The organism is Comamonas sp. B-9 (genome assembly GCF_000410635.1).
In the GTDB taxonomy this organism is placed as follows: domain Bacteria; phylum Pseudomonadota; class Gammaproteobacteria; order Burkholderiales; family Burkholderiaceae_C; genus Comamonas.
This window is the reverse complement of the sequence record NZ_APCR01000272.1, coordinates 1-21,905: the sequence shown is the minus strand read 5'-3', so window position 1 is coordinate 21,905 and position 21,905 is coordinate 1. Positions and strand designations below refer to the sequence as shown.

22 protein-coding genes are annotated in these 21,905 nt (G+C 64.5%); 9 read left to right on the top strand and 13 right to left on the bottom strand.

Annotation, left to right across the window (positions count from 1 at the left end; genetic code table 11):
• The 5 genes from H928_RS0102060 to H928_RS0102040 all read right to left on the bottom strand — a co-directional run bounded on the left by H928_RS0102060 (nucleotide 1) and on the right by H928_RS0102040 (nucleotide 4,967).
• The gene (locus tag H928_RS0102060; protein WP_021025002.1) at nucleotides 1-966 is read right to left on the bottom strand and encodes a TRAP transporter substrate-binding protein; all 966 of its coding nucleotides are present in this window, start codon (nucleotides 964-966) and stop codon (nucleotides 1-3) included.
• Nucleotides 967-1,046: 80 nt separating this feature from the next.
• Nucleotides 1,047-1,955, bottom strand: coding sequence for an SMP-30/gluconolactonase/LRE family protein (locus H928_RS0102055; RefSeq protein ID WP_021025001.1), 909 nt, complete (start codon nucleotides 1,953-1,955; stop codon nucleotides 1,047-1,049).
• Nucleotides 1,952-2,785: an NAD(P)-dependent oxidoreductase gene (locus H928_RS0102050; RefSeq protein ID WP_027010436.1), complete on the bottom strand. Its 834-nt coding sequence runs from the start codon at nucleotides 2,783-2,785 to the stop codon at nucleotides 1,952-1,954. Before H928_RS0102050 ends, H928_RS0102055 begins: the two co-directional genes overlap by 4 nt.
• A gap of 52 nt (nucleotides 2,786-2,837) precedes the next feature.
• Nucleotides 2,838-4,049, bottom strand: coding sequence for a pyridoxal phosphate-dependent aminotransferase (locus H928_RS0102045; RefSeq protein ID WP_021024999.1), 1,212 nt, complete (start codon nucleotides 4,047-4,049; stop codon nucleotides 2,838-2,840).
• 24 nt (nucleotides 4,050-4,073) lie between these two features.
• On the bottom strand, nucleotides 4,074-4,967 hold the full coding sequence (locus H928_RS0102040; protein WP_021024998.1) for an amino acid ABC transporter substrate-binding protein: 894 nt from the start codon (nucleotides 4,965-4,967) through the stop codon (nucleotides 4,074-4,076).
• A gap of 197 nt (nucleotides 4,968-5,164) precedes the next feature.
• Between H928_RS0102040 and H928_RS0102035 the strand changes: the two genes are divergently transcribed.
• The 9 genes from H928_RS0102035 to H928_RS0101995 all read left to right on the top strand — a co-directional run bounded on the left by H928_RS0102035 (nucleotide 5,165) and on the right by H928_RS0101995 (nucleotide 14,482).
• Complete coding sequence (locus H928_RS0102035; RefSeq protein WP_021024997.1) at nucleotides 5,165-5,986, top strand: FadR/GntR family transcriptional regulator; 822 nt, start codon at nucleotides 5,165-5,167, stop codon at nucleotides 5,984-5,986.
• A 241-nt stretch (nucleotides 5,987-6,227) separates the two neighbouring features.
• Nucleotides 6,228-7,205 carry a tripartite tricarboxylate transporter substrate binding protein gene (locus H928_RS0102030; RefSeq protein WP_021024996.1) on the top strand — a complete coding sequence of 326 codons (978 nt, stop codon included), beginning with the start codon at nucleotides 6,228-6,230 and terminating at the stop codon, nucleotides 7,203-7,205.
• 61 nt (nucleotides 7,206-7,266) lie between these two features.
• Nucleotides 7,267-8,175, top strand: coding sequence for a 5-dehydro-4-deoxyglucarate dehydratase (gene kdgD / locus H928_RS0102025; RefSeq protein WP_027010435.1), 909 nt, complete (start codon nucleotides 7,267-7,269; stop codon nucleotides 8,173-8,175).
• A gap of 85 nt (nucleotides 8,176-8,260) precedes the next feature.
• Entirely contained in the window at nucleotides 8,261-9,247 is a 987-nt protein-coding gene (locus H928_RS0102020; RefSeq protein WP_021024994.1) for a 2-hydroxyacid dehydrogenase, read from the top strand.
• A 69-nt stretch (nucleotides 9,248-9,316) separates the two neighbouring features.
• The gene (locus H928_RS0102015) at nucleotides 9,317-10,765 is read left to right on the top strand and encodes an aldehyde dehydrogenase family protein (RefSeq protein WP_021024993.1); all 1,449 of its coding nucleotides are present in this window, start codon (nucleotides 9,317-9,319) and stop codon (nucleotides 10,763-10,765) included.
• Between the two features lie 108 nt (nucleotides 10,766-10,873).
• Nucleotides 10,874-11,848, top strand: coding sequence for a DHH family phosphoesterase (locus H928_RS25770; protein ID WP_021024992.1), 975 nt, complete (start codon nucleotides 10,874-10,876; stop codon nucleotides 11,846-11,848).
• The gene (locus H928_RS0102005; protein ID WP_021024991.1) at nucleotides 11,845-12,087 is read left to right on the top strand and encodes a cysteine-rich CWC family protein; all 243 of its coding nucleotides are present in this window, start codon (nucleotides 11,845-11,847) and stop codon (nucleotides 12,085-12,087) included. The genes H928_RS25770 and H928_RS0102005 overlap by 4 nt, the downstream gene beginning before the upstream one ends.
• Before the next feature lie 104 nt (nucleotides 12,088-12,191).
• A complete protein-coding gene (locus H928_RS0102000; protein ID WP_021024990.1) occupies nucleotides 12,192-13,658 on the top strand; it encodes a DHA2 family efflux MFS transporter permease subunit in 1,467 nt (488 codons plus the stop codon).
• A gap of 56 nt (nucleotides 13,659-13,714) precedes the next feature.
• Nucleotides 13,715-14,482: a class II glutamine amidotransferase gene (locus H928_RS0101995; protein ID WP_021024989.1), complete on the top strand. Its 768-nt coding sequence runs from the start codon at nucleotides 13,715-13,717 to the stop codon at nucleotides 14,480-14,482.
• Nucleotides 14,483-14,535: 53 nt separating this feature from the next.
• Here the strand turns inward: H928_RS0101995 and H928_RS0101990 are convergent, their stop codons facing one another.
• From H928_RS0101990 to H928_RS0101955, 8 genes are all read right to left on the bottom strand, one after another.
• Nucleotides 14,536-15,666, bottom strand: coding sequence for an acyl-CoA dehydrogenase family protein (locus H928_RS0101990; RefSeq protein ID WP_021024988.1), 1,131 nt, complete (start codon nucleotides 15,664-15,666; stop codon nucleotides 14,536-14,538).
• Nucleotides 15,667-15,715: 49 nt separating this feature from the next.
• Nucleotides 15,716-16,384, bottom strand: a complete 669-nt coding sequence (locus H928_RS0101985; RefSeq protein ID WP_021024987.1) for an SDR family oxidoreductase — start codon at nucleotides 16,382-16,384, stop codon at nucleotides 15,716-15,718.
• Between the two features lie 26 nt (nucleotides 16,385-16,410).
• Nucleotides 16,411-17,034 (bottom strand): MSMEG_1061 family FMN-dependent PPOX-type flavoprotein, encoded by a 624-nt coding sequence (locus H928_RS0101980; RefSeq protein ID WP_021024986.1) that lies wholly within the window; start codon nucleotides 17,032-17,034, stop codon nucleotides 16,411-16,413.
• Nucleotides 17,031-18,131, bottom strand: coding sequence for a hypothetical protein (locus H928_RS25765; RefSeq protein ID WP_021024985.1), 1,101 nt, complete (start codon nucleotides 18,129-18,131; stop codon nucleotides 17,031-17,033). The genes H928_RS0101980 and H928_RS25765 overlap by 4 nt, the downstream gene beginning before the upstream one ends.
• Before the next feature lie 27 nt (nucleotides 18,132-18,158).
• Nucleotides 18,159-19,340, bottom strand: coding sequence for an acetyl-CoA C-acyltransferase (locus H928_RS0101970; protein WP_021024984.1), 1,182 nt, complete (start codon nucleotides 19,338-19,340; stop codon nucleotides 18,159-18,161).
• A gap of 101 nt (nucleotides 19,341-19,441) precedes the next feature.
• On the bottom strand, nucleotides 19,442-20,104 hold the full coding sequence (gene can, locus H928_RS0101965; RefSeq protein WP_021024983.1) for a carbonate dehydratase: 663 nt from the start codon (nucleotides 20,102-20,104) through the stop codon (nucleotides 19,442-19,444).
• A 48-nt stretch (nucleotides 20,105-20,152) separates the two neighbouring features.
• Entirely contained in the window at nucleotides 20,153-21,334 is a 1,182-nt protein-coding gene (locus H928_RS0101960; RefSeq protein WP_021024982.1) for an isovaleryl-CoA dehydrogenase, read from the bottom strand.
• A 97-nt stretch (nucleotides 21,335-21,431) separates the two neighbouring features.
• Entirely contained in the window at nucleotides 21,432-21,827 is a 396-nt protein-coding gene (locus H928_RS0101955; RefSeq protein WP_021024981.1) for a MerR family DNA-binding transcriptional regulator, read from the bottom strand.
• Between the last annotated feature and the right edge of the window lie 78 nt (nucleotides 21,828-21,905).

Below are 21,905 nucleotides of genomic sequence, written 5' to 3'. Positions count from 1 at the left end.
TCAAGGCGTTTCCTGCGCACGCTTGACCAGGTCTTTCAGCTTGGCATCGGTGATGAACTTGTCATACACCGGCCGCATCGCCGCCTGGAACGGGGCCTTGTCCACCTCGATGATCTCGGCGCCGCCCGCCTTCACGACCTCGAGCGACTTGGCCTCACGCTCGGCCCACTGCTTGCGCATATAGGGCACCGACTCCTTGGCAGCCTGGCGCACCCAGCGCTGCTCCTCGGGCGAGAGCTTGTCAAAGGTCCGTTTGGAGAACAGCAAAATCTCCGGCGCCATCGAGTGCTCGGTCTTGCTGAAGTACTTGGCGACTTCGAACGAGCGCGAGCTCTCGAAGGTCGGGTAGTTGTTTTCGGCCGCATCGATGAGGCCGGTCTTCAGCCCGGTGTAGACCTCGCCCATCGGCATCGGCGTCGCATTGGCGCCCATCGCTTCGAGCATGCTCACCCAGAGATCGGACTGCTGCACCCGCACCTTCATGCCCTTCATGTCGGCCAGGCTCTTGACCGGCCGCTTGGCAGTGAACATCGAGCGCGCACCACTGTCGTAAAAGCCCAGGCCGATGAAGCCCTGTTTTTCGCAGGCTTTGAGGATCTCTTCGCCCACGGGGCCATCGAGCACCTTGTGCATATGCTCCACCGAGCGGAACAGGAAGGGCATGGTGGGCACCACGGTCTCGTTGCAGACATTGTTCATCGCGCCCACATTGACCCGCACCATCGCCAGCGCACCAATCTTGGCCTGCTCGATGGTTTCCTTCTCGCCCCCCAGCGCCCCGTTCGGGTAGACGCGGATGCTGTGCTTGCCGCCTGACAGCGCCTTGAGGCGCTCGCCCATGAACTTCACCGCCTGCACGGTCGGGTAGTCGTCCGGGTGGATATCCGATGAACGAAATTCAGTGGCCTGCGCGCTGAGCGCCAGCAGACCGGCAGCCAGCGCTGCACTGAGAGTGGAAAGTCGCATTTGTCTACCTCGTTATCTCTGTGGTTGGGGAACATGCCCGGATGGTTTCCGGGTCTCTGGGTCACACACACCTCGCCTGTTTACAGGGGCCGAAATTCCGTCTCCTCCATTCCTGAAACGCCTGGGCGCAGCGCAAACACGCCACCGGCCAGCGGTTGGTCCGACAGATCGATGCCCTCGGGCCGTATCGATGTGACATAGAGCACATCCAGCGCCGGTCCGCCAAAGGCGCACATCGCCGGCTTTTTGACCGGCAGCGGCAGCGAGCGGTCCAGCTGCCCATCGGGCCGGAAGCGGTGCACCAGACCGGCGTCATTGCCGCAGATCCAGTAGCAGCCGTCCACATCGATGGCCGCGCCATCGGGCCGGCCCGGCAGGTTCGTCATATCGACAAAAAGGCGGCGCTTGTGCGGCGTGCCGCTGCCCGTGTCGTAGTCAAAGGCCCAGATCTGCTGGCTACTGGGGTGCGAATCCGACAGGTACATGGTCCGGCCATCGGGGCTGAAGGCCAGGCCGTTGGGCGTGATCAGCGGGCCCAGCTCTAGGTCCTGCGCCCGGCCTGCCGCCAGGTCATCGGCCCCAAAACGGTAGAGCTTGCCCACCGGCTGCGCAGCCGCCATGTCCATCAGCATGGTGCCGGCCACAAAGCGGCCCTGGCGGTCGCAGCGCCCATCGTTAAAGCGCATGCCCGGCATAGCGTGGTCGACGGCAGCCAGTGGTTGGGTGTGCGCCTCACCATCGCCCAGCGTCACCTGGTAAATGCCGTCTTCCAAGCCGGCAATCCAGCTGCGCGGCTCGCCCTGCCAGGCGGCCATGCAGGCCAGCATCTGCGGCAGCTGCCACTGCGTGGCGCTGCGCTGCCCGGGCTGCCAGCGCTGCAGCAGGCCGCGCGGTATATCGGCCCAGTACAGCGCAGCCTCCTGCGCACGCCACACAGGGCTTTCGCCGGTGGCGTTGCGGGCGTCGAGCACCAGCTCAGCGGCTGTCATGCAGGCTGCTCCGGCGCATCGCCAAAGGGGCCTTGGGCGGTGAAGGCGCCGCCCTGGAAAACGGCGACCGGGTCATTGGCCGCAGGGGCGGGTTGTGCCTCCACCTGGGCGCGCCAGGGCTCGGAGCTGTCCTTGGGCACAAAGCCCAGGTGCGCGGCGGCATGGTTGTCCCACCAGAGATCGCGGTTGGCCGATGCGCCGTAGACGACGGTATGGCCGACGTTCGGGGTGAACAGGCTCTTCTCGACCAGCTGCACCAGGTCGTCATAGCTCAGCCAGCTGTGCATCATGCGCCGGTCCTTGGGCACGGGGAAGGACGAGCCAATGCGTATGCTCACCGTCTCGATGCCGTAGCGGTCAAAGTAAAAGCTCGCCATGTCCTCGCCAAAGGATTTGGACAGGCCGTAGTAGCCATCGGGTCGGCGGCGCGCATGGGCGTCGATCTTTTCGCTTTGCTGGTAAAAGCCGATCACATGGTTGGAGCTGGCAAACACAATGCGCTTCACGCCGTGGCGGCGCGCGGCCTCGTAGAGGTGGAAGATGCCTTTGATATTGGCCTCCAGCACCTCTTCAAAAGGCCGCTCCACCGACACACCGCCCAGGTGCACGATGGCGTCGCAGCCGGCAACCATCGCATCTACCGCCTGCTTGTCGGCCAGGTCGCAGGTGTTGACTTCTTCTTGTGCATCCCGTGGCGCGCCCATGCCGGCGATGTCGGACACGCGCAAGACGGGCGCCAGGCCACGCAGACGCTGGCGCAGCACCTGGCCCAGGCCGCCGGCAGCACCAGTCAACAGCAAGCGTTGCAGCGGGGGGTTTTGTGCCTGCATCTGCTGCTCCTTTTCCATAAAAAAAGGCGCTTATGAAAAGCGCCTTGGGTGCTCAGCCTTGTGCCAGGCCGTCAATGGCAGAACGGATGTTCTTCAGTGCCTTCACCACCAGCGCAGGGTCGGTGGCGAACGACAGACGAACATAAGGCGACATGCCAAAGGCAGCGCCCGGCACGGTCGCCACCTTGGCGGCGTTGAGCAAAAAGCCCGACACCGCAGCATCGCTGTCCAGCACCTTGCCGTCGGCCGTGCGGCGGCCGATCAGGCTCTGGCAGCCGAGGAACAGGTAGAAGGCGCCATCGGGCACCGACGACAGGGTCAGCTCAGGCACGATGGCCAGCTCGCGGCGGATGGTCTCGAGCCGGTCCACAAAGGTCTGGCGCGCCTGGCGCACGCAGTCCTGGTCGCCCAGCAAGGCTGCTTGCGCAGCGGCCTGTGCCACCGAGGTTGCGCTGGTGCAGCTTTGCGATTCGAGCTTGTTCATGCCGCCAATCAACTTCTCGGGGCCTGCCGCATAGCCAATGCGCCAGCCGGTCATCGCGTACGACTTGGAGACGCCGTTGATGATCAGCATGCGGTCCTTCAGATAAGGACAGGCCTGGGCGAACGAGACAAAGGGCACACCGGTCAGGATGATGTGCTCGTAGATCTCGTCGGACATGACCAGCACATCGGGGAAGTCCTTGAGCACCTCGCCCAGCGCCTCCAGCTCGGCGCGGCTGTAGACCGCGCCGGTGGGGTTGCCAGGGCTGTTGATGATCAACCAGCGGGTCTTAGCTGTGATGCTCTGGCGCAGGGCCTCGGGCGTGAGCTTGAAGCCCACTGCCTCGGAGCAAGGCACATAGACCGGCACGCCGCCATGCAGCGCCACGATGTCGCCATAGGACACCCAGCAAGGCGTGGGCACCACGACCTCATCACCGCTCTCCAGGGTTGCCATGAAGGCATTGAAGATCAGCTGCTTGGCGCCGACACCGGTGGTGATCTCGGCCACGGAGTAGTCGAGTTCGTTGTCCTGCTTGAACTTCTGCGCAATCGCCTTGCGCAGGCTCTCGGTGCCGGCCGGCACCGTGTACTTGGTGGCACCGGCCTTGGCCGCCGCCATCGCTGCATCGATGATGTGCTCGGGCGTATTGAAATCAGGCTCACCAATGCTCAGGTCGATGACATCGATGCCTTCGGACTTCATCTTCTTGGCCTGCGAGGAAATCGCCATGCTCGGCGACGATGGCAGGCTCTCGACTTTTTGACTTAGCTTCAACATAAATTCGCAATCGCTCGGTGTCTCTTAGATGCCCTTGTCATTGGGGTTGGCGTAGAGCGCCTTGGTCGAATCGCTGAGCGGGAAGTTGATGTTCACGTTGCGCGGTGGGATCGTGGTCATGAACCACTTCTGGTAGAGCGCTTCCATCTCGCCGGACTTGATCATCGCGTAGACGGTGTCATCGACCAGCTTCTTGAACGTCGGGTCATCCTTGCGCAGCATCACGCCATAGGGCTCGGTGCGCAGCGGCTCGTTCAGGATCACGTACTGGTCGCGCTGGGGCGAGGTGGCGATAAAGCTGGCCAGTTGCACGTCATCGAGCACAAAGGCGTCGGCCTTGCCCGATTCAAACATCACAAAGGCTTCGGACGGGTCCTTGCCATAGACCTCGTTGAACTTCACGTTCTGGGCCTTCTTGTAGGCGCGCAGCAGCTGGATCGAGGTGGTGCCGGTCACCGTGGCCACATTGCGGTTTTGCAGATCGGCAATGCCCTTGACTGCCGAGTCCTTGCGCACGGCCAGGGTCACGTTGGCCGAGAAGTAGCTCGGCGAGAAGGAGACCTGCTCCTGGCGCGCGATGGTGTTGGTCACCGGTGTGCAGTCCAGGTCGACAGTGTTGTTCTGGATCAGCGGAATGCGGCTGGTGGGCGTGGTGATCAGGTACTTGATTTCCATCTTCTGCAAGCCGGCCGCCTTTTGCGCCGCCTCTGCGACCTTCAGGCAGATGTCATTGATCATGCCGATGGGGTCCGCATTGCCATTGACCTTGTAGCTGAAGGGCACGGACATGTCGCGCGCACCGATGGTGATCGCGCCGTTTTGCTTGATCTTCTCCAGCGTGGAGGTCTGTGCTTGCGCCAGGGAAGCAGCCAGCAGAGTGACGGCACATACGGTGGTTTTCGAGAAAAGCTTGAGCATGATTGGAAAGTAGGTTACAACAAGGCATCAGTCATGTGTTGTCTGATGACAGGTGTGAATTATGATCACAGCTATGCTTAAAAGCCCCTCGGAATTACCCGCATCCCCGTCAATGGCATCCGCCCCGGATGCCATTTGCTACGGTTGCCGTGCCGCGAATGCCAACGGCCAGACCCACGTTCTGCCGGATCACAGCCATGCTTAAAAGCCCCTCGGAACTCGCTACACCCCCATCGATAGCCATAGACTCCGCCGCCAGCCTGCGCGGCAGCCGTGCCGCCAAAGGCAGCCGCAGCCTGGCCAACTTGCTGTCGGAAGAGTTTGAAAACAAGATCCGCCAAGGCCTGTTGCAAGAGGGCGACAAGCTACCCACCGAGACCGAACTGGTGCGCAGCTATGACGTCAGCCGCACGGTGGTGCGCGAGGCGCTGTCCAAGCTGCAAGCCTCGGGCCTAGTCGAGACCAAGCACGGCATCGGCACCTTTGTGCTGCCCGCGCGCAGCACACCGGGCATGGTGCTGAGCGCCCATGAGCTGAGTGAATCGGTCGACGTGCTGGCGGTGCTGGAGCTGCGCATCAGCCTGGAGACCGAGGCGGCGGGCCTGGCAGCGCCCCGGCGCCAGGAGCCGCATCTGCGCGCGATGCGCACTGCGCTGCAGGCCTTTGAGCAGAACTTTGCGCTGGGCCGCGAGACCGTGAGCCATGACCTGGACTTCCACCTCAGCATTGCCAAGGCGACGGGCAACCGCTACTTCCAGGAGATCCTACAGCACTTTGGCTCGATGTTGATTCCGCGCAACCGGATTGCCTCGATCCACATCCCCACGCGCGACCCGGACTACCTCAAGCGCGTGAACCGCGAGCATGAAGAAATCTTCTCTGCGATCGAGCGCCAGGATGCGGACTCGGCCCGCGCCGCCATGCGCATCCACCTGACCAACTCGCGCGAACGACTGCGCCTGGCCCAGCGCCTGGCCCAGGAGCAGCAAGCAGCCGGCGCGCCGGACAGCAAGCGCTAAGCCGCGCAGCAGCCCCGCGCCGGGCTGCTGCCATCACCCGCTCAACACCGCCCACAAAAGCGCCAGCCACGCCGCCCTGGCGCATCACCGGGCCTGCCACAGCACCCGCGCCAAGGCCGCGAAAAACAGCCTGAATCCCGGCCCCAACTCCCAGCCAAGCGTTTCCCCTAGTCAAGCAATACTTGGCGATCAGCATTTTGAGTTGTATGATGTCTTATATCTAAAAAGGAGACAGAGACATATGCATCGCCGTTCGCACCTGATCTATTCAGCGCTGGCCCTGGCTGCCGGTAGCTTGTTATCGACTCCGTTGTTGGCGGCTGATGCCTGGCCGAGCAAGCCGATCCGGCTGATCGTTCCCTACCCACCCGGCGGCAGCTCGGACATCATTGCCCGCTCGATTGGCCAGCTGATCTCGCAAGAGCTCAAGCAAACGGTGGTGATCGACAACAAGCCCGGTGCCAACGGCAACCTGGGGGCCGAGTTTGTCGCCCGCGCCCAGCCCGATGGCTACACCTGGCTGCTCTGCGACCTGGGAGCGCTCGCGATCTCGCCATCGATCTACACCAAGCTCAGCTTTGACCCGAGCAAGGACCTGCGCGGCGCCGCCATGCTGGCCTACTCGCCGCACATGCTGGTGGTGCACCCATCGGTGCAGGCCAGCAATCTGCAGGAGCTGGTGGCGCTGTCCAAGAAGCAGGACCTGAACTTTGCCGTCACCGCCACCGGCAGCGCGCCGCACCTGGCCGGTGTCGAGCTGGCCCGGCTGACGGGCGCCAAGTGGGTCTATGTGCCCTACAAGGGCGGCGTGCAATCGGTGCAGGACACGGTAGCAGGCCAAACCCAGGTGCTGATGAACGGCATGCTCGCCACCTACCCGCATGTACAAAGCGGCAAGCTGAAGCTGCTGGGCATCTCCAAGAACACCCGCATGCCGCTGATCGCCGATGTGCCGACCTTGGCCGAACAAGGCGCAGCCGGCTTTGCCTCGGGCACCTGGCAAGGCGTGGTACTGCCGGCCAAAACGCCAGAAGCGGTGATCCAGAAGGTGAACCAGGCGCTGCTGACCGCCATTCGCTCGCCCGAGGTGCGCTCGCGCCTGACCGGCCAGGGCGCCGAGGTGGTCACGATGACGCCGGCCGAGACTGACCAATTTTTCAAGGCCGAACGCCAGCGCTGGCGCACGGTCGTTCAAACCGCCAATCTGCAGCTCGATTGAGCCGCCCGGATTTGGCACTGTCGATTCCCTCTCTTTTCTTTGAAAGTTTGATATGAGCACCATGAGCCCCCAGGATGTGAAGAACGTGATGAGTTCCGGACTGCTGTCCTTCCCCGTCACCGACTTTGATGCACAAGGCAACTTCAATGCCAAAGGCTATGCCGAGCGCCTGGAATGGCTGGCCCCGTTTGGCGCCAGCGCGCTGTTCGCCGCCGGCGGCACCGGTGAGTTCTTCTCGTTGACCGCCGAAGAGTACCCCGCCATCATCAAGACCGCCGTGGACACCTGCAAGGGCAAGGTGCCGATCATCGCCGGTGCAGGCGGCCCGACCCGCTTTGCGATCCAGTGTGCACAGGCTGCGGAGGCCGCTGGCGCCCACGGCATCCTGCTGATGCCCCACTACATGACCGAAGCCAGCCAGGAAGGCCTGGCCGCCCACGTCGAAGCCGTTTGCAAGAGCGTGAAGTTCGGCGTCATCATCTACAACCGGGGCGTGAGCCGCTTCACCCCCGAGACCGTTGCCAAGCTCTGCGAACGCAACCCCAACCTGGTGGGCTTCAAGGACGGCGTGGGCGACATCGAAGCCATGTCGGCCATGTACCTGACCATGGGCGACCGCCTGGCCTACCTGGGTGGCCTGCCAACCGCCGAAGTCTATGCCGCCGCCTACAAGGCACTGGGCACGCCCGTGTACTCGTCTGCCGTGTTCAACTTCATCCCCAAGACCGCCATCCGCTTCTACGAAGCCGTGCGCACCGATGACCACGCCACCCAGCACCAGCTGCTCAAGGACTTCTTCATGCCCTACCTGAAGATCCGCAACCGCAGCGCTGGCTACGCCGTCTCGATCATCAAGGCGGGCGCCAAGCTGGTGGGCCACGATGCCGGTCCGGTGCGCGCACCGCTGGCTGACCTCAAGCCCGAGGAAGTCGATATGCTGGCAGCACTGATCAAGAAGGTCGAAGCCTGATCGCCCTCGCCTAACCAGCCCGGCGCCACAGCTGCACTACGCCGCTGGGGCGCCGGGCTCCTTCCGTTTAAAGCCCCCTCCACACATGACTGCCACCCAACGCCCGCGCGTGCTGCAAATGGGCAAGATGCCGCTGCCCGCGCTTGATGCCGATCTGGCCCAGGAATTCGATACCACCGTGCTGAGCGCACAAGCGGACCCGCAGCAGTTCCTGGCTGACCACGGTTCGGAGTTTGCCTACCTGGTCACCTCGGCCAGCATGGGCGCATCGGCCTCGGTGATCCAGGCCTTGCCGGCACTGCGCGGCATCAGCAGTTTTGGTGTGGGCTTTGATGCGCTGGACCAGCAGTCCATCCTCGCCCAGTCCGCGCGCGTGGGCTACACGCCCGGCGTGCTGGACGACTGCGTGGCCGACCTGGCCTTTGCGCTGCTGCTGGACAGCGCCCGCCGCCTGGCAGCGGCCGACCGCTTTGTGCGCGCGGGCCTGTGGCCTACCGAACGCTTTGGCGTCTACACCCGTGCCTCGGGCAAGCGTCTGGGCATCCTGGGCATGGGCCGCATTGGCCGCCAGGTGGCGCGCCGCGCCAGCGGTTTTGACATGGAGGTGGCCTACCACAACCGCCGCCCGGTCAGCGATTCGCCGCACCGTTACATGGCATCGCTGCAGGATCTGGCCCAGTGGTGCGACTTTCTGGTCATCACCGCCGCCGGTGGCGACGACACCCGCCACCTGGTCAATGCCCAGGTGCTGCAAGCGCTGGGCCCGCAGGGCTTTCTGATCAATGTGGCGCGCGGCAGCGTGGTCGATGAAGCGGCCCTGCTGGACGCGCTACAACACCAGCGCATTGCCGGCGCCGGCCTCGATGTGTTCGAGGACGAGCCTCGCCCCCTGCCCGGCCTGCTGCTGCAGGACAACGTGGTGCTGGCACCGCATATCGCCAGCGGCACGCAGGAGACACGCCGCGCCATGGCCGATCTGGTGCTGGCCAACCTGCGCAGTCTGATCGCCGATGGCCAGCCGCTGCAGGAAGTGCCTTGGTCCCAAGCTGCGGCACAGGCCCGTGCTGCTTGAGAACGTTTTTACGACCACCTCACCATCCACCCATTTTTTGAGACCAGGCCCAACCCGCCTGGCAAGCCTATGACGACACACAACAACCTGATCAACGGCAGCTGGACACCCGGCAAGACCACCTCCCCCAACACCAACCCCAGCGACCTGTCCGATGTGATCGGCCAGTACGCGCAGGGCGATGCCAGCGATGTGGATGCCGCAGTGGCAGCGGCCACGGCGGCCTTCCCGGCCTGGAGCGTCTCGGGCATCCAGGCGCGCCACGATGCGCTCGACAAGATCGGCAACGAAATCCTGGCGCGCAAGGAAGAGCTGGGCGACCTGCTGGCCCGCGAAGAAGGCAAGACCCGGCCCGAGGCAATTGGCGAAGTGGCCCGCGCCGGCCAGATCTTCAAGTTCTTTGCCGGTGAATGCCTGCGCCTGGCCGGTGAGAGCCTGCCGTCGGTGCGCCCCGGCATTGGCGTGGAAATCACGCGCGAGCCCATTGGTGTGGTCGGCCTGATCACGCCCTGGAACTTCCCCATCGCCATTCCGGCCTGGAAGATTGCACCCGCGCTGGCCTTTGGCAACTGCGTGGTGATCAAGCCCGCTGACCTGGTGCCCGGCAGTGCCTGGGCGCTGGCCGACATCATCCACCGCAGCGGTATCCCGGCCGGTGTCTTCAACCTGGTGATGGGCCGGGGCCGCATCATTGGCGATGCTTTGGTGCAGCACCCCGATGTGGCCGCGATCAGCTTTACCGGCTCGGTCGGTGTGGGCCGGGGCATTGCCGAGGCCTGCGTGAAATCGGGCAAGAAGGTACAGCTGGAGATGGGTGGCAAGAACCCGCAGGTGGTGCTGGACGATGCCGACCTGGCCCAGGCGGTGGAGCTGTCGGCCCAGAGCTGCTTTTACTCGACCGGCCAGCGCTGCACCGCATCGAGCCGCCTGATCGTCACCGACAAGATCTACCCCGCCTTTGTGCAGGCAATGCAAGAGCGCATGGCCAAGATCAAGGTGGGCGATGCGCGTGCCGCCGGCACCGATATCGGCCCTGTGGTGAGCCAGGCCCAGCTGGAGCAGGACCTGAGCTATGTGGAAATCGCCAAGGCCGAAGGCGCCGTGCTGGCTACCGGCGGCAGCCGCATTGCCTGCCACACCGGCAGTGGCAAGGAAGGCTTTTTCATGCAGCCCGCCTTGCTGGTGGACAGCACGCCGCAGATGCGCATCAACCGCGAAGAGGTGTTTGGCCCCGTCGCCAGCGTGATCCGCGTGCAGGACTATGAAGAAGCGCTGGCCGTCGCCAACGACACCGCCTTTGGCCTGTCCGCCGGCATTGCCACCACCAGCCTGAAGTACGCCAGCCACTTCAAGCGCCATGCCCAGGCCGGCATGGTGATGGTCAACCTGCCCACCGCAGGCGTGGACTACCATGTGCCGTTTGGCGGCCGCAAGGGATCGAGCTACGGCCCGCGCGAGCAAGGCCGCTATGCGCAGGAGTTCTACACCACGGTGAAGACCGCCTATACGCTGGCTTGAACGTCCGCGCCTGCAACAGGCGCTTTGCGGGCATCCGGTGGCCCTCCACCCGATGCCCGCGCAGTACCTGGTCGCTCTCAGGTAATACGCTTGGCGGAAAATGGCGGCATGAAACTTCTGCCTGACCTTTCGCTGCCGGTAACCGCCGACATCAACGATCCCCAGCCCCTCATCCTCTACCACGGCCGCAACTGCCCCGATGGCTATGGCGCGGCGCTGGCGGCCTGGCTGTTCTTCTCCGGCAACGCAGAGTTTCGCGGCCTGGACCATGGCGAAATCCAGACCGTGGACGACCTGGGGCCGCTCGCAGGCCGCACGATCTACATCCTGGACTTTGCCTTTGGCCCCGAGCTGCTGGCAGCCATTGAGGCCCAGGCCCACAAGCTGGTGCTGCTGGACCACCACAAGAGCGCGGCCGAGAAGCTCAATGGCTACCAATGCACCTGCGGCGTCGTGCATTTCGACATGAACAAGTCGGGCGCACGCCTGGCCTGGGAGTTCTTCTTCCCCCAGGACCCGATCCCCGCGCTGGTGCTGCACATCGAAGACCGCGATATCTGGCGCTGGCAATACCCCGAGAGTGGGGCCTTTTTGGCCGCGCTGGACATGGAGCCGCGCAGCTTTGAGCGCTGGGCCGAGATTGCGGCCTTCAGCCCCGACCAGTTGAGCGCCTTCATGGCCCGTGGCGGCGCGATGGACGAGAAATACCTCAAGCTCTGCAGCGATATCGCCGAAGGCGCCCAGCCGCTGGTGTTCAACGGCGTGGCCGGTCTGATGGTCAATGCCCCGGGCATGTTCCACAGCCAGGTCGGCGACATCCTCGCCAAGCAAAGCGGCACCTTTGCGCTGATGTGGAGCGCCAGCCCCAAGGGCGCCAAATGCGGCCTGCGCTCGCGCTCGGATTTCAACTGCATCCCGCTGGCCGAAAGCATGGGCGGCGGTGGCCATGCCCAGGCCTGCGGCTTCCGCATGGGGGTGGAGCGCATCCCCGAGCTGCTGGCCGGCAGCCTGACCGCCCGGCCCGAAGACGCGCTGCCACCACCGCGCCCCGCGCCAGCCGCAGCGCCTACCGGCACGCCATGATGCTGGGCACCGGCACGAGCAGCGAGACTTGGGCGCAGCAATGCCCCCTGTGCGGCCAGAGCAACGGCTGTGCCGTCGCCCAGGGCCTGCCGGCTGCCCAGTGCTGGTGCATGACCGCCGATATCGATCCCCAGGCCTTGCAGCGCCTGGCCCCTGCCGAGCGGGGCCAGCGCTGCATCTGCCCGGTCTGTGGCCGTGCGCAGCCTGATCCCGGCGCCCGCCCCAACCGGGGTGACTGACAAGCCCTAGCACTACGGATCATCATCAAACGCCCGGGGCCGGCCTGCTTGCAGCCGCCCCACCAGGCCCCTCGCCACACGCGCCCATCCGCCCAGCCCACGCCATGCAGATACGACACCACACCTCCCAGGATCTGCGCAGCCTCTATGGGGAGCGCTTTCGCTGGTACCTGCTGTTCAGCGTCATGGTGGGCACGATGGCCTCGATCATCTCCTCGACCATCTTCAATGTCGCCATCCCGGCGATGAGCCTGCACTTCCAGCTGGGCCAGTCGCGCGCGCAATGGGTGACCTCGTCCTTCATGGTGGCCACCACGGTGGCGATGCTGACCACGCCCTGGCTGCTGTCGCGCTACGGCTACCGCAACACCTACCTGGGCGCCGTGCTGCTGCTGATGCTGGGCGGCATTGGCGGGGGTTTTAGCAGCGACTACAACCTGGTGCTGGTGGCGCGCGTGGTCGAAGGCCTGGCGGCCGGTGTGATCCAGCCGATTCCGGCCATCATCATCCTGCATGCCTTTGCCGCCCATGAGCAGGGCCGTGCCAATGGCCTGTTTGGCATGGGCATCGTGCTGGCGCCAGCCATCGGCCCCAGCGTAGGCGGCCTGCTGGTCGACTGGATGGGCTGGCGTTCGGTGTTTTTCATGGTGGTGCCGCTGTGCCTGGCCTCGGTCTGGCTGGGGCTGAAGTTTGTACCCGTCAATGCGCCAGGCGGCGCAGCCGCCGACCGCCATGGCAAAAGCCTGGACTGGCTGGGCCTGGCCATTGCCACCACCGGCACCGTCTGCCTGCTCAATGGCCTGGTGGCGCTGCATGGCACGGGCTGGCAGCAAAGCGCCGTGCTGCTGGCCATTGCACTGGTCTGCCTGCCCGCGTTCATCGCCTGGCAGCGGCGCCTGCTGGCCCAGGGCGGCAAGCCGCTGATGGACCTGCGCCTGTTTGCCTGCAAGCCTTTTGCGGCCGGCTGCATTGTGGCCTTTATCTATGGCGTGGCCTTGTTTGGCTCCACCTACCTGCTGCCGGTGTTCATGCAGCTGGGGCTGTCCTACTCGGCCTCGGTGGTCGGCACCACGATGCTGCCCGCCGGCCTGGTGCTGGGCGGCGTCATCGCGCTGGCCGGCCGCATGGCCGACCGCACCCCCGTGCACTGGCTGGTGATCGGCGGCCTCTCGCTGCTGGCGCTGTCCTTTGTACTCACGGGTGTGCTGCAACCGGGCTCGTCGCTGTGGCTGCTGATCGGCTATACGGTGCTGGGCCGGGTTGGCCTGGGCTTTATCCTGCCCTCGCTGACCCTGGGCAGCATGCGGCCGCTGGACAAGAGCCTGATCTCGCAGGGATCGAGCAGCTTCAGCTTTCTGCGCATGCTCGGCGGCGCCGCCGGGGTCAGTCTCTGCGGCATTTTTCTGGAGTGGCGCGTGGCCTTCTACGCCAACCAGTCGCCCGCGATCGACATTGCGCTGGCCGAGCGGGTGGCGGGCTTTCGCGACACCTTTTTGATGCTGGCCGTGGTCTGCGTGCTGGCCGGCATTGCCGCGCGCCAGTTGCAGCCGCCTGCAGCCCCCAAGCCCTGAGCGGCTGGCGAATGGTCTACACTGGGCCATCCAACGGTTTTCAAAGAGTTTTTGCCATGTGCCAACTGCTGGGGATGAACTGCAACACCCCCACCGACATCAACTTCAGCTTCAGCGGCTTTTCGCAGCGGGCCGGCAATACCGACCACCACAGCGATGGCTGGGGCATCGCCTTTTTTGAAGAGGGTGGCCTGCGCCTGCTTGTGGACCACCAGCCGGCTGTCCAGTCGCCGGTGGCCGAGCTGGTGCGGCGCTACCCCATCCACAGCCGCAATGTGATTGCGCATATCCGCAAGGCCACCCAGGGCCGGGTGCTGCTGCAAAACTGCCACCCCTTTGTGCGCGAGCTCTGGGGCAAGAACTGGGTGTTTGCCCACAATGGCGACCTCAAGGACTTCCGCCCCCGCCTGCACAGCCACTTTCACCCGGTGGGCGACACCGACAGCGAGCATGTGTTTTGCTGGCTGATGCAGGAGCTGTGGAAATCCCATGCCGGCACGCCCAGCATTGCCGAGCTGACCCACACCTTGCGCGAGCTGGCCGCGCACATTGCACCCCAGGGCACCTTCAACTTTCTGCTCTCCAACGGCGATGCGCTCTGGGCCCATGCCAACACCTTCCTGTGCTACACCGAGCGCGCCCATCCCTTTGCCCAGGCGCAGCTGAGCGATGAGGACCTGAGCATTGACTTTGCCACCTGCACCACACCACAGGACCGGGTGGCCGTGGTGGTGACCGCGCCGCTGACCACCAACGAGCAGTGGACGCCCTTCCACCCCGGCGAGCTGATGGTGTTTGCCGACGGCCGGCGCCTGGCGCTGTAAACAACAAACCCGGCAGCGCCGGGTTTGTTTTTGGTACGTCTGCGCGAAAGTCTTCAGGCCAGCGCGCGGGTGATCAGAATCTTCTGCACATCGCTGGTGCCTTCATAGATCTGGCAGACCCGTACATCGCGGTAGATGCGCTCCACCGGAAAATCATTGACGACGCCATAGCCACCCAGGGTCTGGATGGCGGCGCTGCAGACGCGCTCGGCCATTTCGCTGGCAAACAGCTTGGCCATGGCTGCTTCCTTGAGGCAAGGCTGGCCGGCATCGCGCAGGCTGGCGGCATGCCAGATCAGCTGGCGCGCGGCCTCGATCTGCGTGGCACACTCGGCCAGGCGAAAGCCAACGGCCTGGTGGTTGATGATGGCGGTGCCAAAGCTCTCGCGCTCCTTGGCGTACTGCACGGCCACGTCAAAGGCGCTGCGCGCCATACCCACGCTTTGCGCGGCAATGCCGATGCGCCCGCCTTCGAGCGCGCCCAGCGCAATCTTGTAGCCCTCGCCCTCGGCGCCAATCAGGTTCTCGGCCGGCACCACACAGTGCTCAAAATTGATCTGCGCGGTATCGCTGCTGTGCTGGCCGAGCTTGTCTTCCAGGCGCGCGACCTGGTAGCCCGGGTTGTCGGTGGGCACGATAAAGGCGCTCATGCCCTTTTTGCCAGCGCCCTTGTCGGTCACCGCAATGACGATGGCCATCTGCCCGTTCTTGCCGCTGGTGATGAACTGCTTGACGCCGTTGATCACATAGGCATCGCCCTGCCTGGTGGCGGTGGTGCGCAGCGCGCTGGCATCCGAGCCCACATGAGGCTCGGTCAGGCAGAAGGCGCCCAGCATCTCGCCCCTCGCCAGCGGGGCCAGCCATTGCTTCTTTTGCGCATCACTGCCGTAGCGCATCAAGATGGCATTGACGGGGCAGTTGGTCACGCTGATGGCGGTGCTGGTGCCGCCATCGCCAGCGGCGATTTCTTCCAGCACCAGGGCCAGGCTGATGTAGTCCAGCCCTGCGCCCCCCAGCGCATCGGGCACGCAGATGCCGTAGGCACCCAGCTGGGCCAGGCCCTGGTGGGCCGCCTTGGGGAACACATGGTCGCGGTCCCACTGCGCAGCGTGCGGCCACAGCTCGGCCTGGGCAAATTCACGCACCGCATCGCGGATCATCGTCTGGTCGTCGTTCAAAAGCATGGGTTGGTCTCCGGATTTTCTAGTTCTGGCACGGTCTGGCAGGCTGGGCTTACCAATGCTTGGCGCGGCGGCCATCGTGGTGCAGCAGGCGCCCCTTGTCCGCATCCGTGACCGAGGCCAGGGTCTGGCGCATGTCGCTCACGCTTTGCTGCACGGTCAGGGGCGCTTCTTGCCCACCCATGTCGGTCTGCACCCAGCCCGGGTCCAAGGTAATCAGGCGCGCGCCCGGGTAGTCATGCTGGGCCGAGGCCACCGCCATGTTCAGCGCGGTCTTGCTGACGCGGTACAGCCAGGAATAGCTGTCGTCCACGCCTTCGATCTGCGACATCGACGACGAGATAAAGGCAAACACGCCGCCGCTGGCCTCCACGATCGGGCCGATCTGCGGCAGCAGCTGCATCGCACCCAGCACATTGGTGTGCATCACCGCATCAAAATCGGCCTGCGTCGGCACCTCGCGGGCGTTGGGCCGGCGGATGACCCCAGCCACATACATCGCCACATCGATCTGCTGGCCGGCCAACGCAGTCGCCAGCGCGGTCACGCTTTCCGGCTGGAGCACATCGACCAGGAACGCCTGCGCGCCCAGCGCCTGCAGGCGCGCCTGGGCCTCGCTATCCCGCACCGTGGCCAGCACGGTCCAGCCTGCCTGCGCATATTCCCGCACCAACTCCAGGCCGATGCCGCGCGAGGCGCCAATCACCAAAATCACAGCCATTCCCACGCCCTCCTTGGCGGTTGTTGTCACTGTCCCTGTTCTTGCAGAATCTGCTGCTGGTAGCGCGCCACCATGTCCGCCTGCGGCTCGGGCGCCGCAGTCAGGCCCATCTGGTCATGGATCATCTGGTTGAGCGTCGGCAGGGTGCTGCGCGCAATCTGTGCCTCGGCCTGCCACAGGCGCGAGCGCATCAAGGCCTTGGCGCAGTGCAGATAGGCTTCGCGCACCTCGATCTCGATCACCAGCTTGGGCCGTTGGCGCTCGCCGTCAAACACATCGATAAAGCGGGCCTCATCGCGCAGCTTTGCGGTGCCGTTGACGCGCAAGGTCTCATCCACGCCCGGCAGCAGGAACAGCAGCGCAATGCGCGCATCGGTCAGCAGGTTGCTGAGCGAATCGAGCCGGTTGTTACCGCCGGCATCGGGCAGCAGCAGATGCTGCGCGCCCTGGCATTTGACAAAGCCCGGCGGCCCGCCCCGGGGCGAGGCATCGAGCATCTCGGCCGCCTGCCCGGCCGTGGCCACCACGCACAGCGGCGACAGCGCAATAAAGCGCTGGCAGTGGGCATCGAGGTGGCCAAGCTGCTTGGCCAGCGCGCGCTCGGCGGGCTGGGCGTAGAGGGCGCGCAGTTGCTCCGTCGTTTCGATCATGCGGCCTCCGGGTCGTCACCGTCCGCATCAGCCGCCGCAGCGCCGGCTGCCGCATACACGGCCAGGTAGGCATCCCAGGACGGATCGAATGACACCTCGACGCGCCCGGGCAGGGCCACCGCCTGCTGCTGCAGCAGCTGCTGGGCGGCAGCGGCATCATCGACGTAGTAGCAGGCGCTGCGCTCGCGCATGCCTTCAATACGGGTGTAGGCCAGAATGCCGGTCTCCATGCGCTCGAGCGCTGCTTGCAGGCCTTCTTGCGCATCGCGCGCCTGGTCCAGGCTCTCGCCGTCTTCAAACGCCAAGGTCCATTGCAGGCAGTAGGGCAGATCGGCGCGCGTGGCCACGGCATTGGCCGACAGGCGCAGGCCCAGCAGATCGGGCACGGCATCGGCTGCCGCATCGCGGCGGCGTGCTTCGAGCATTTTCCAGCGGTCGTCGTCTGCCGTGGGGAAGCGGTAGCTGCGCCCCAGGCTGTCGCGCAAAAAGGCATCGAACACCGCCGGAAAGGCGGACAGCGGGCCGACACCTGCGACCTCGGGCGCAAAGCCATCGACCACCTCGACCGGGCCCACACGCACGGCGAAATCCCATTCACCCAGCGCATGGTCCAGCATGATGAAGGCCATGTGCTGGGCCAGCTCGCGCTGCTCGGGTGCAATGATCTTCTCAAAGCCCAGCTCCAGGCCGACGATGCCGCCGGCATCGTAGTGGGCCACCAGCACGTCCGAGCAGGAGAGCTCCAGGCCCTCCATCGCCATGCTGAAATCCTGGATCGGGCTGCGGTTGCGGAAGGCCTGCACCTTGTAGCCCGGCAGGCTGGGAGCGGCACGCACCAGGGCCATCAGGTTCTCGAACTGGTCGACATTGCCGTGGGCACTGAACACCAGGCGCGAAAACAGGCTGCCTTCGGAGCGCTCCAGCTCCAGCGCCAAATCGGGGGCAACGCGGGCCAGCATCTCATTGGCCTGCGCCACAAAGGCCTGGTTGGGCAACAGCGCCAGGTGGCGCTCTTGGTAGACCAGCTCCTGCCAGAAGGACTCGATGTCCTGCGCTTGCAGCTGCCCCGGGCCGGGGCCCACCGATTCGTTCGTCATAGTTTCTCCTCTTTCAGGATGACTAGACTACATGATTTCAATCGCCATCGCAGTGGCCTCACCTCCGCCGATGCACAGGGTGGCCAGGCCGCGGCGCTTGCCACGGGCCTGCAGCGCGTGCAGCAAGGTCACCAGAATGCGCGCACCACTGGCACCAATGGGGTGGCCCAGCGCGCAGGCGCCGCCGTTGACATTGACAATGTCGTGCGAGACCTTCATGTCGGCCATCAGCGCCATCGGCACCACGGCAAAGGCCTCGTTGATTTCCCAGAGGTCCACATCCTCGACCTTCCAGCCGGCCTTTTTCAGCGCCTTCTCGGTCGCGCCGATCGGTGCGGTGGTGAACCACTCAGGCTCTTGCGCATAGCTGGCATGGGCCACGATCTTGGCCAGCGGCTTGCAGCCCAGCTCCTTGGCGGTGGATGCGCGCATCAGCACCAGGGCCGCTGCGCCATCGTTGATGCTGGAGCTCGACGCCGCCGTGATCGTGCCATCCTTCTTGAACGCCGGCTTGAGCGCGGCGATCTTGTCCAGACGCGCCTTGCCGGGGCCCTCATCTTCGCTCACGGTCACATCGCCCTTGCGCGTGGACACGGTCACCGGCGTGATCTCGGCCTTGAAGGCGCCGGACGCGGTGGCGGCCTGAGCGCGCTGCACGCTGGCAATGGCAAACTGGTCCTGCTGCTCGCGGCTGAACTGGTACTTGGCGGCACAATCCTCGCCAAAGGTGCCCATCGAGCGGCCGGGTTCATAGGCGTCTTCCAGGCCATCGAGCATCATGTGGTCGAACACCTTGTCATGGCCCATGCGGTAGCCACCACGGCCCTTTTTGAGCAGGTAGGGGGCGTTGGTCATGCTTTCCATGCCACCGGCCACCATCACATCGCGGCTGCCAGCCACCAGCTGGTCATGGGCCAGGATGGTGGCTTCCATACCGGCGCCGCACATCTTCGACAGGGTCACGGCGCCAGTGCTCTTGGGCAGACCGCCCTTGAACAAGGCCTGGCGCGCTGGCGCCTGGCCCTGGCCGGCCATCAGGCAGTTGCCAAACAGCACTTCTTCCACTTTCTCAGGGGCGACACCCGCGCGCTCCACCGCAGCCTTGATGGCCGCGCCACCCAGGTCATTGGCCGAGAGCTCGGCAAAATCGCCCATGAAAGCACCCATGGGGGTACGGGCTGCGCCAACGATAACGACGGGATCATGCATCGGGTGTCTCCTGATTGAATTCGGGTCTTGTGCGGCAGGCATCTCAGGGCCCGCTCGCGCTGTAAAAAAGGCAGCCCTGGGCCCAGGGCTGCCTTGCGGGTTTAATCGCGCTTGCGTTCGGCCACCAGGGCCACGGCGCGCTGGTGGACTTCGGCCAGCCCGCCAATGCCCGGCACGGTCATCTCCAGGTCGGTGATCAGGCCATTCTTGAGGCTGTAGCACCAGCCGTGCAAGGTCACCTTCTGGCCGCGCGTCCAGGCGTCCTGCAAGATGGTGCTCTGCGCCACATTCACCACCTGCTCGATGGCGTTGAGCTCGCACAGCGCATCATGGCGGTGCTGGGGCGAGAGGCTTTGCAGCAGGTCCAGGTGCTTGTCGCGCACATCGCGCACGTGGCGTGTCCAGTTGTCGACCAGGCCCAGGCGCAGGCCTTCGAGCGCGGCCAGCACACCGCCGCAGCCGTAGTGGCCCACGACCATCAGGTCCTGGATCTTGAGTTGGTCGACCGAATACTGGATGGTCGACAGGCAGTTCAGATCGCTCGGAACCACCACATTGGCCACATTGCGGTGCACAAACACTTCACCGGGTTCCAGACCGGTGATCTGGTTGGCCGGCACGCGGCTGTCCGAACAACCGATCCACATGTACTTGGGGTGCTGCTGCGACATCAGGCCCGTGAAGAACCCGGGGCGGTCACGCTCCATCTGCTCTGCCCACAAACGGTTGTGGTCAAACAGGTCTTTGATGGAGGTCGTAGTCATAAGGCTATCCTTTGTTGTGTGGGTATCAGGATGGCGCAGCGCAGCCGGTCAGCAGGTCTCTGCGAACAGCTCACGCCCAATCAACATGCGGCGAATCTCGCTGGTGCCGGCGCCAATTTCATAGAGTTTCGCATCTCTCCAGAGGCGGCCGAGCGGATACTCGTTGATATACCCATTGCCGCCATAGATTTGCACGCCTTCGCCGGCCATCCAGGTGGCCTTCTCGGCGCACCAGAGGATGACGCTGGCGCAGTCCTTGCGCACCTGGCGAACATGGTCGGTTCCGAGCAGATCGAGGTTTTTAGCGACCGTATAGGCAAAAGAGCGGCCTGCTTGCAGCACGGTGTACATATCGGCCACCTTGCCCTGGATGAGCTGGAACTCACCAATGCTCTGGCCAAACTGCTTGCGGTCGTGGATATAGGGCACGACGTTGTCCATTACCGACTGCATGATGCCCAGCGGGCCACCGGTCAGCACAGCGCGTTCGTAGTCCAGCCCGCTCATCAGCACCTTGGCGCCGCCATTGACCTGGCCCAGCACATTCTCAGCCGGTACTTCAACGTTCTGGAACACCAGCTCGCCCGTATGGCTGCCGCGCATGCCCAGCTTGTCCAGCTTCTGCGCAATCGAAAAACCGGGCATGCCCTTCTCGATCAGGAAGGCGGTCACGCCCCGCGCGCCCATCTCCGGCTCGGTCTTGGCGTACACCACCAGGGTGTCGGCATCCGGGCCGTTGGTGATCCACATCTTGTTGCCGTTGAGCAGGTAGTAGCCGCCCTTGTCCTCGGCCTTGAGCTTCATGCTGATGACATCGGAGCCGGCACCCGGCTCGCTCATCGCCAACGCGCCCACATGCTCACCGCTGATCAGCTTGGGCAGGTACTTGGCCTTCTGGGCTTCATTGCCATTGCGGTTGATCTGGTTCACGCAGAGGTTGCTGTGGGCGCCATAGGACAGGCCCACCGACGCGCTGGCGCGGGAGATCTCCTCCATCGCCACCATATGGGCCAGGTAGCCCATGTCCGCGCCGCCGTATTGCTCGGACACCGTGATGCCCAGCACGCCCAGGTCGCCAAACTTGCGCCACAGGTCCATCGGGAACTGGTCATTGCGGTCGATCTCGGCGGCACGCGGCGCGATTTCGGCCTGCGCGAACTCCCGCACGGCGTCGCGCAGGGCGTCGATATCCTCACCCAACTGGAAATTCAGGCCTGGTAATCCGGACATGGTCTTGTCTCCTATCTATATGGCGCACCCGATGCCGCCGGCGCGCGCCAAGGCGCTAGAGCGGCATCATTACGTTTACGTTCACGTCAACTATATATTATTTTTTTGACGGCTGCTTTGCGAGCAAAGCATGGGCTTCCTGCATATGCCCATCAATTTCTGCCAAGTTGGCCTGCAAATCTGCCAACTGCGTCTGCAGGCGCTGGCGATGCGCCGTCAGCACCTCGATAAAGCGGCTCAGCTGCACACCGGTATCGCGCGGTGACTCATAGAGGTCAATGATTTCCTTGGCTTCCTGCAAGCTCAGCCCCAGGCGCTTGGCGCGCAAGGTCAGGCGCAGACGCGTGCGCTCCTTGGCCGAGTAGACGCGCTGCTTGCCGCCGGCGCCGGTGCGCTCGGGGTGCAACAGGCCCATGTCCTCATAGAAGCGGATGGCCCGGGTGGTCAGATCAAATTCTGCAGCCAGCTGCCCGATGGAATAAGTCGGTGTCATCGCCCTTGTTGTTCTGGATGGACCATTATGCGGCATGCGCCGCTCTCCACCGCCAGGTGCCGGCCAAAAGAAAAACCC

What these genes read in the sequence shown, in the direction of transcription:
- H928_RS0102015 (WP_021024993.1), top strand. Translation starts at nt 9,317, where the DNA reads ATGACGACACACAACAACCTGATCAACGGCAGCTGGACACCCGGCAAG.
- H928_RS25770 (WP_021024992.1), top strand. Translation starts at nt 10,874, where the DNA reads ATGAAACTTCTGCCTGACCTTTCGCTGCCGGTAACCGCCGACATCAAC.
- H928_RS0101955 (WP_021024981.1), bottom strand. Translation starts at nt 21,827, where the DNA reads ATGACACCGACTTATTCCATCGGGCAGCTGGCTGCAGAATTTGATCTG.
- H928_RS0102035 (WP_021024997.1), top strand. Translation starts at nt 5,165, where the DNA reads ATGCTTAAAAGCCCCTCGGAACTCGCTACACCCCCATCGATAGCCATA.
- H928_RS0102045 (WP_021024999.1), bottom strand. Translation starts at nt 4,049, where the DNA reads ATGTTGAAGCTAAGTCAAAAAGTCGAGAGCCTGCCATCGTCGCCGAGC.
- can (WP_021024983.1), bottom strand. Translation starts at nt 20,104, where the DNA reads ATGACTACGACCTCCATCAAAGACCTGTTTGACCACAACCGTTTGTGG.
- H928_RS0102000 (WP_021024990.1), top strand. Translation starts at nt 12,192, where the DNA reads ATGCAGATACGACACCACACCTCCCAGGATCTGCGCAGCCTCTATGGG.
- H928_RS25765 (WP_021024985.1), bottom strand. Translation starts at nt 18,131, where the DNA reads ATGACGAACGAATCGGTGGGCCCCGGCCCGGGGCAGCTGCAAGCGCAG.
- H928_RS0102050 (WP_027010436.1), bottom strand. Translation starts at nt 2,785, where the DNA reads ATGCAGGCACAAAACCCCCCGCTGCAACGCTTGCTGTTGACTGGTGCT.
- H928_RS0102055 (WP_021025001.1), bottom strand. Translation starts at nt 1,955, where the DNA reads ATGACAGCCGCTGAGCTGGTGCTCGACGCCCGCAACGCCACCGGCGAA.
- kdgD (WP_027010435.1), top strand. Translation starts at nt 7,267, where the DNA reads ATGAGCCCCCAGGATGTGAAGAACGTGATGAGTTCCGGACTGCTGTCC.
- H928_RS0102060 (WP_021025002.1), bottom strand. Translation starts at nt 966, where the DNA reads ATGCGACTTTCCACTCTCAGTGCAGCGCTGGCTGCCGGTCTGCTGGCG.
- H928_RS0101980 (WP_021024986.1), bottom strand. Translation starts at nt 17,034, where the DNA reads ATGATCGAAACGACGGAGCAACTGCGCGCCCTCTACGCCCAGCCCGCC.
- H928_RS0102030 (WP_021024996.1), top strand. Translation starts at nt 6,228, where the DNA reads ATGCATCGCCGTTCGCACCTGATCTATTCAGCGCTGGCCCTGGCTGCC.
- H928_RS0101985 (WP_021024987.1), bottom strand. Translation starts at nt 16,384, where the DNA reads ATGGCTGTGATTTTGGTGATTGGCGCCTCGCGCGGCATCGGCCTGGAG.
- H928_RS0102040 (WP_021024998.1), bottom strand. Translation starts at nt 4,967, where the DNA reads ATGCTCAAGCTTTTCTCGAAAACCACCGTATGTGCCGTCACTCTGCTG.
- H928_RS0101995 (WP_021024989.1), top strand. Translation starts at nt 13,715, where the DNA reads ATGTGCCAACTGCTGGGGATGAACTGCAACACCCCCACCGACATCAAC.
- H928_RS0101990 (WP_021024988.1), bottom strand. Translation starts at nt 15,666, where the DNA reads ATGCTTTTGAACGACGACCAGACGATGATCCGCGATGCGGTGCGTGAA.
- H928_RS0101970 (WP_021024984.1), bottom strand. Translation starts at nt 19,340, where the DNA reads ATGCATGATCCCGTCGTTATCGTTGGCGCAGCCCGTACCCCCATGGGT.
- H928_RS0102020 (WP_021024994.1), top strand. Translation starts at nt 8,261, where the DNA reads ATGACTGCCACCCAACGCCCGCGCGTGCTGCAAATGGGCAAGATGCCG.
- H928_RS0101960 (WP_021024982.1), bottom strand. Translation starts at nt 21,334, where the DNA reads ATGTCCGGATTACCAGGCCTGAATTTCCAGTTGGGTGAGGATATCGAC.
- H928_RS0102005 (WP_021024991.1), top strand. Translation starts at nt 11,845, where the DNA reads ATGATGCTGGGCACCGGCACGAGCAGCGAGACTTGGGCGCAGCAATGC.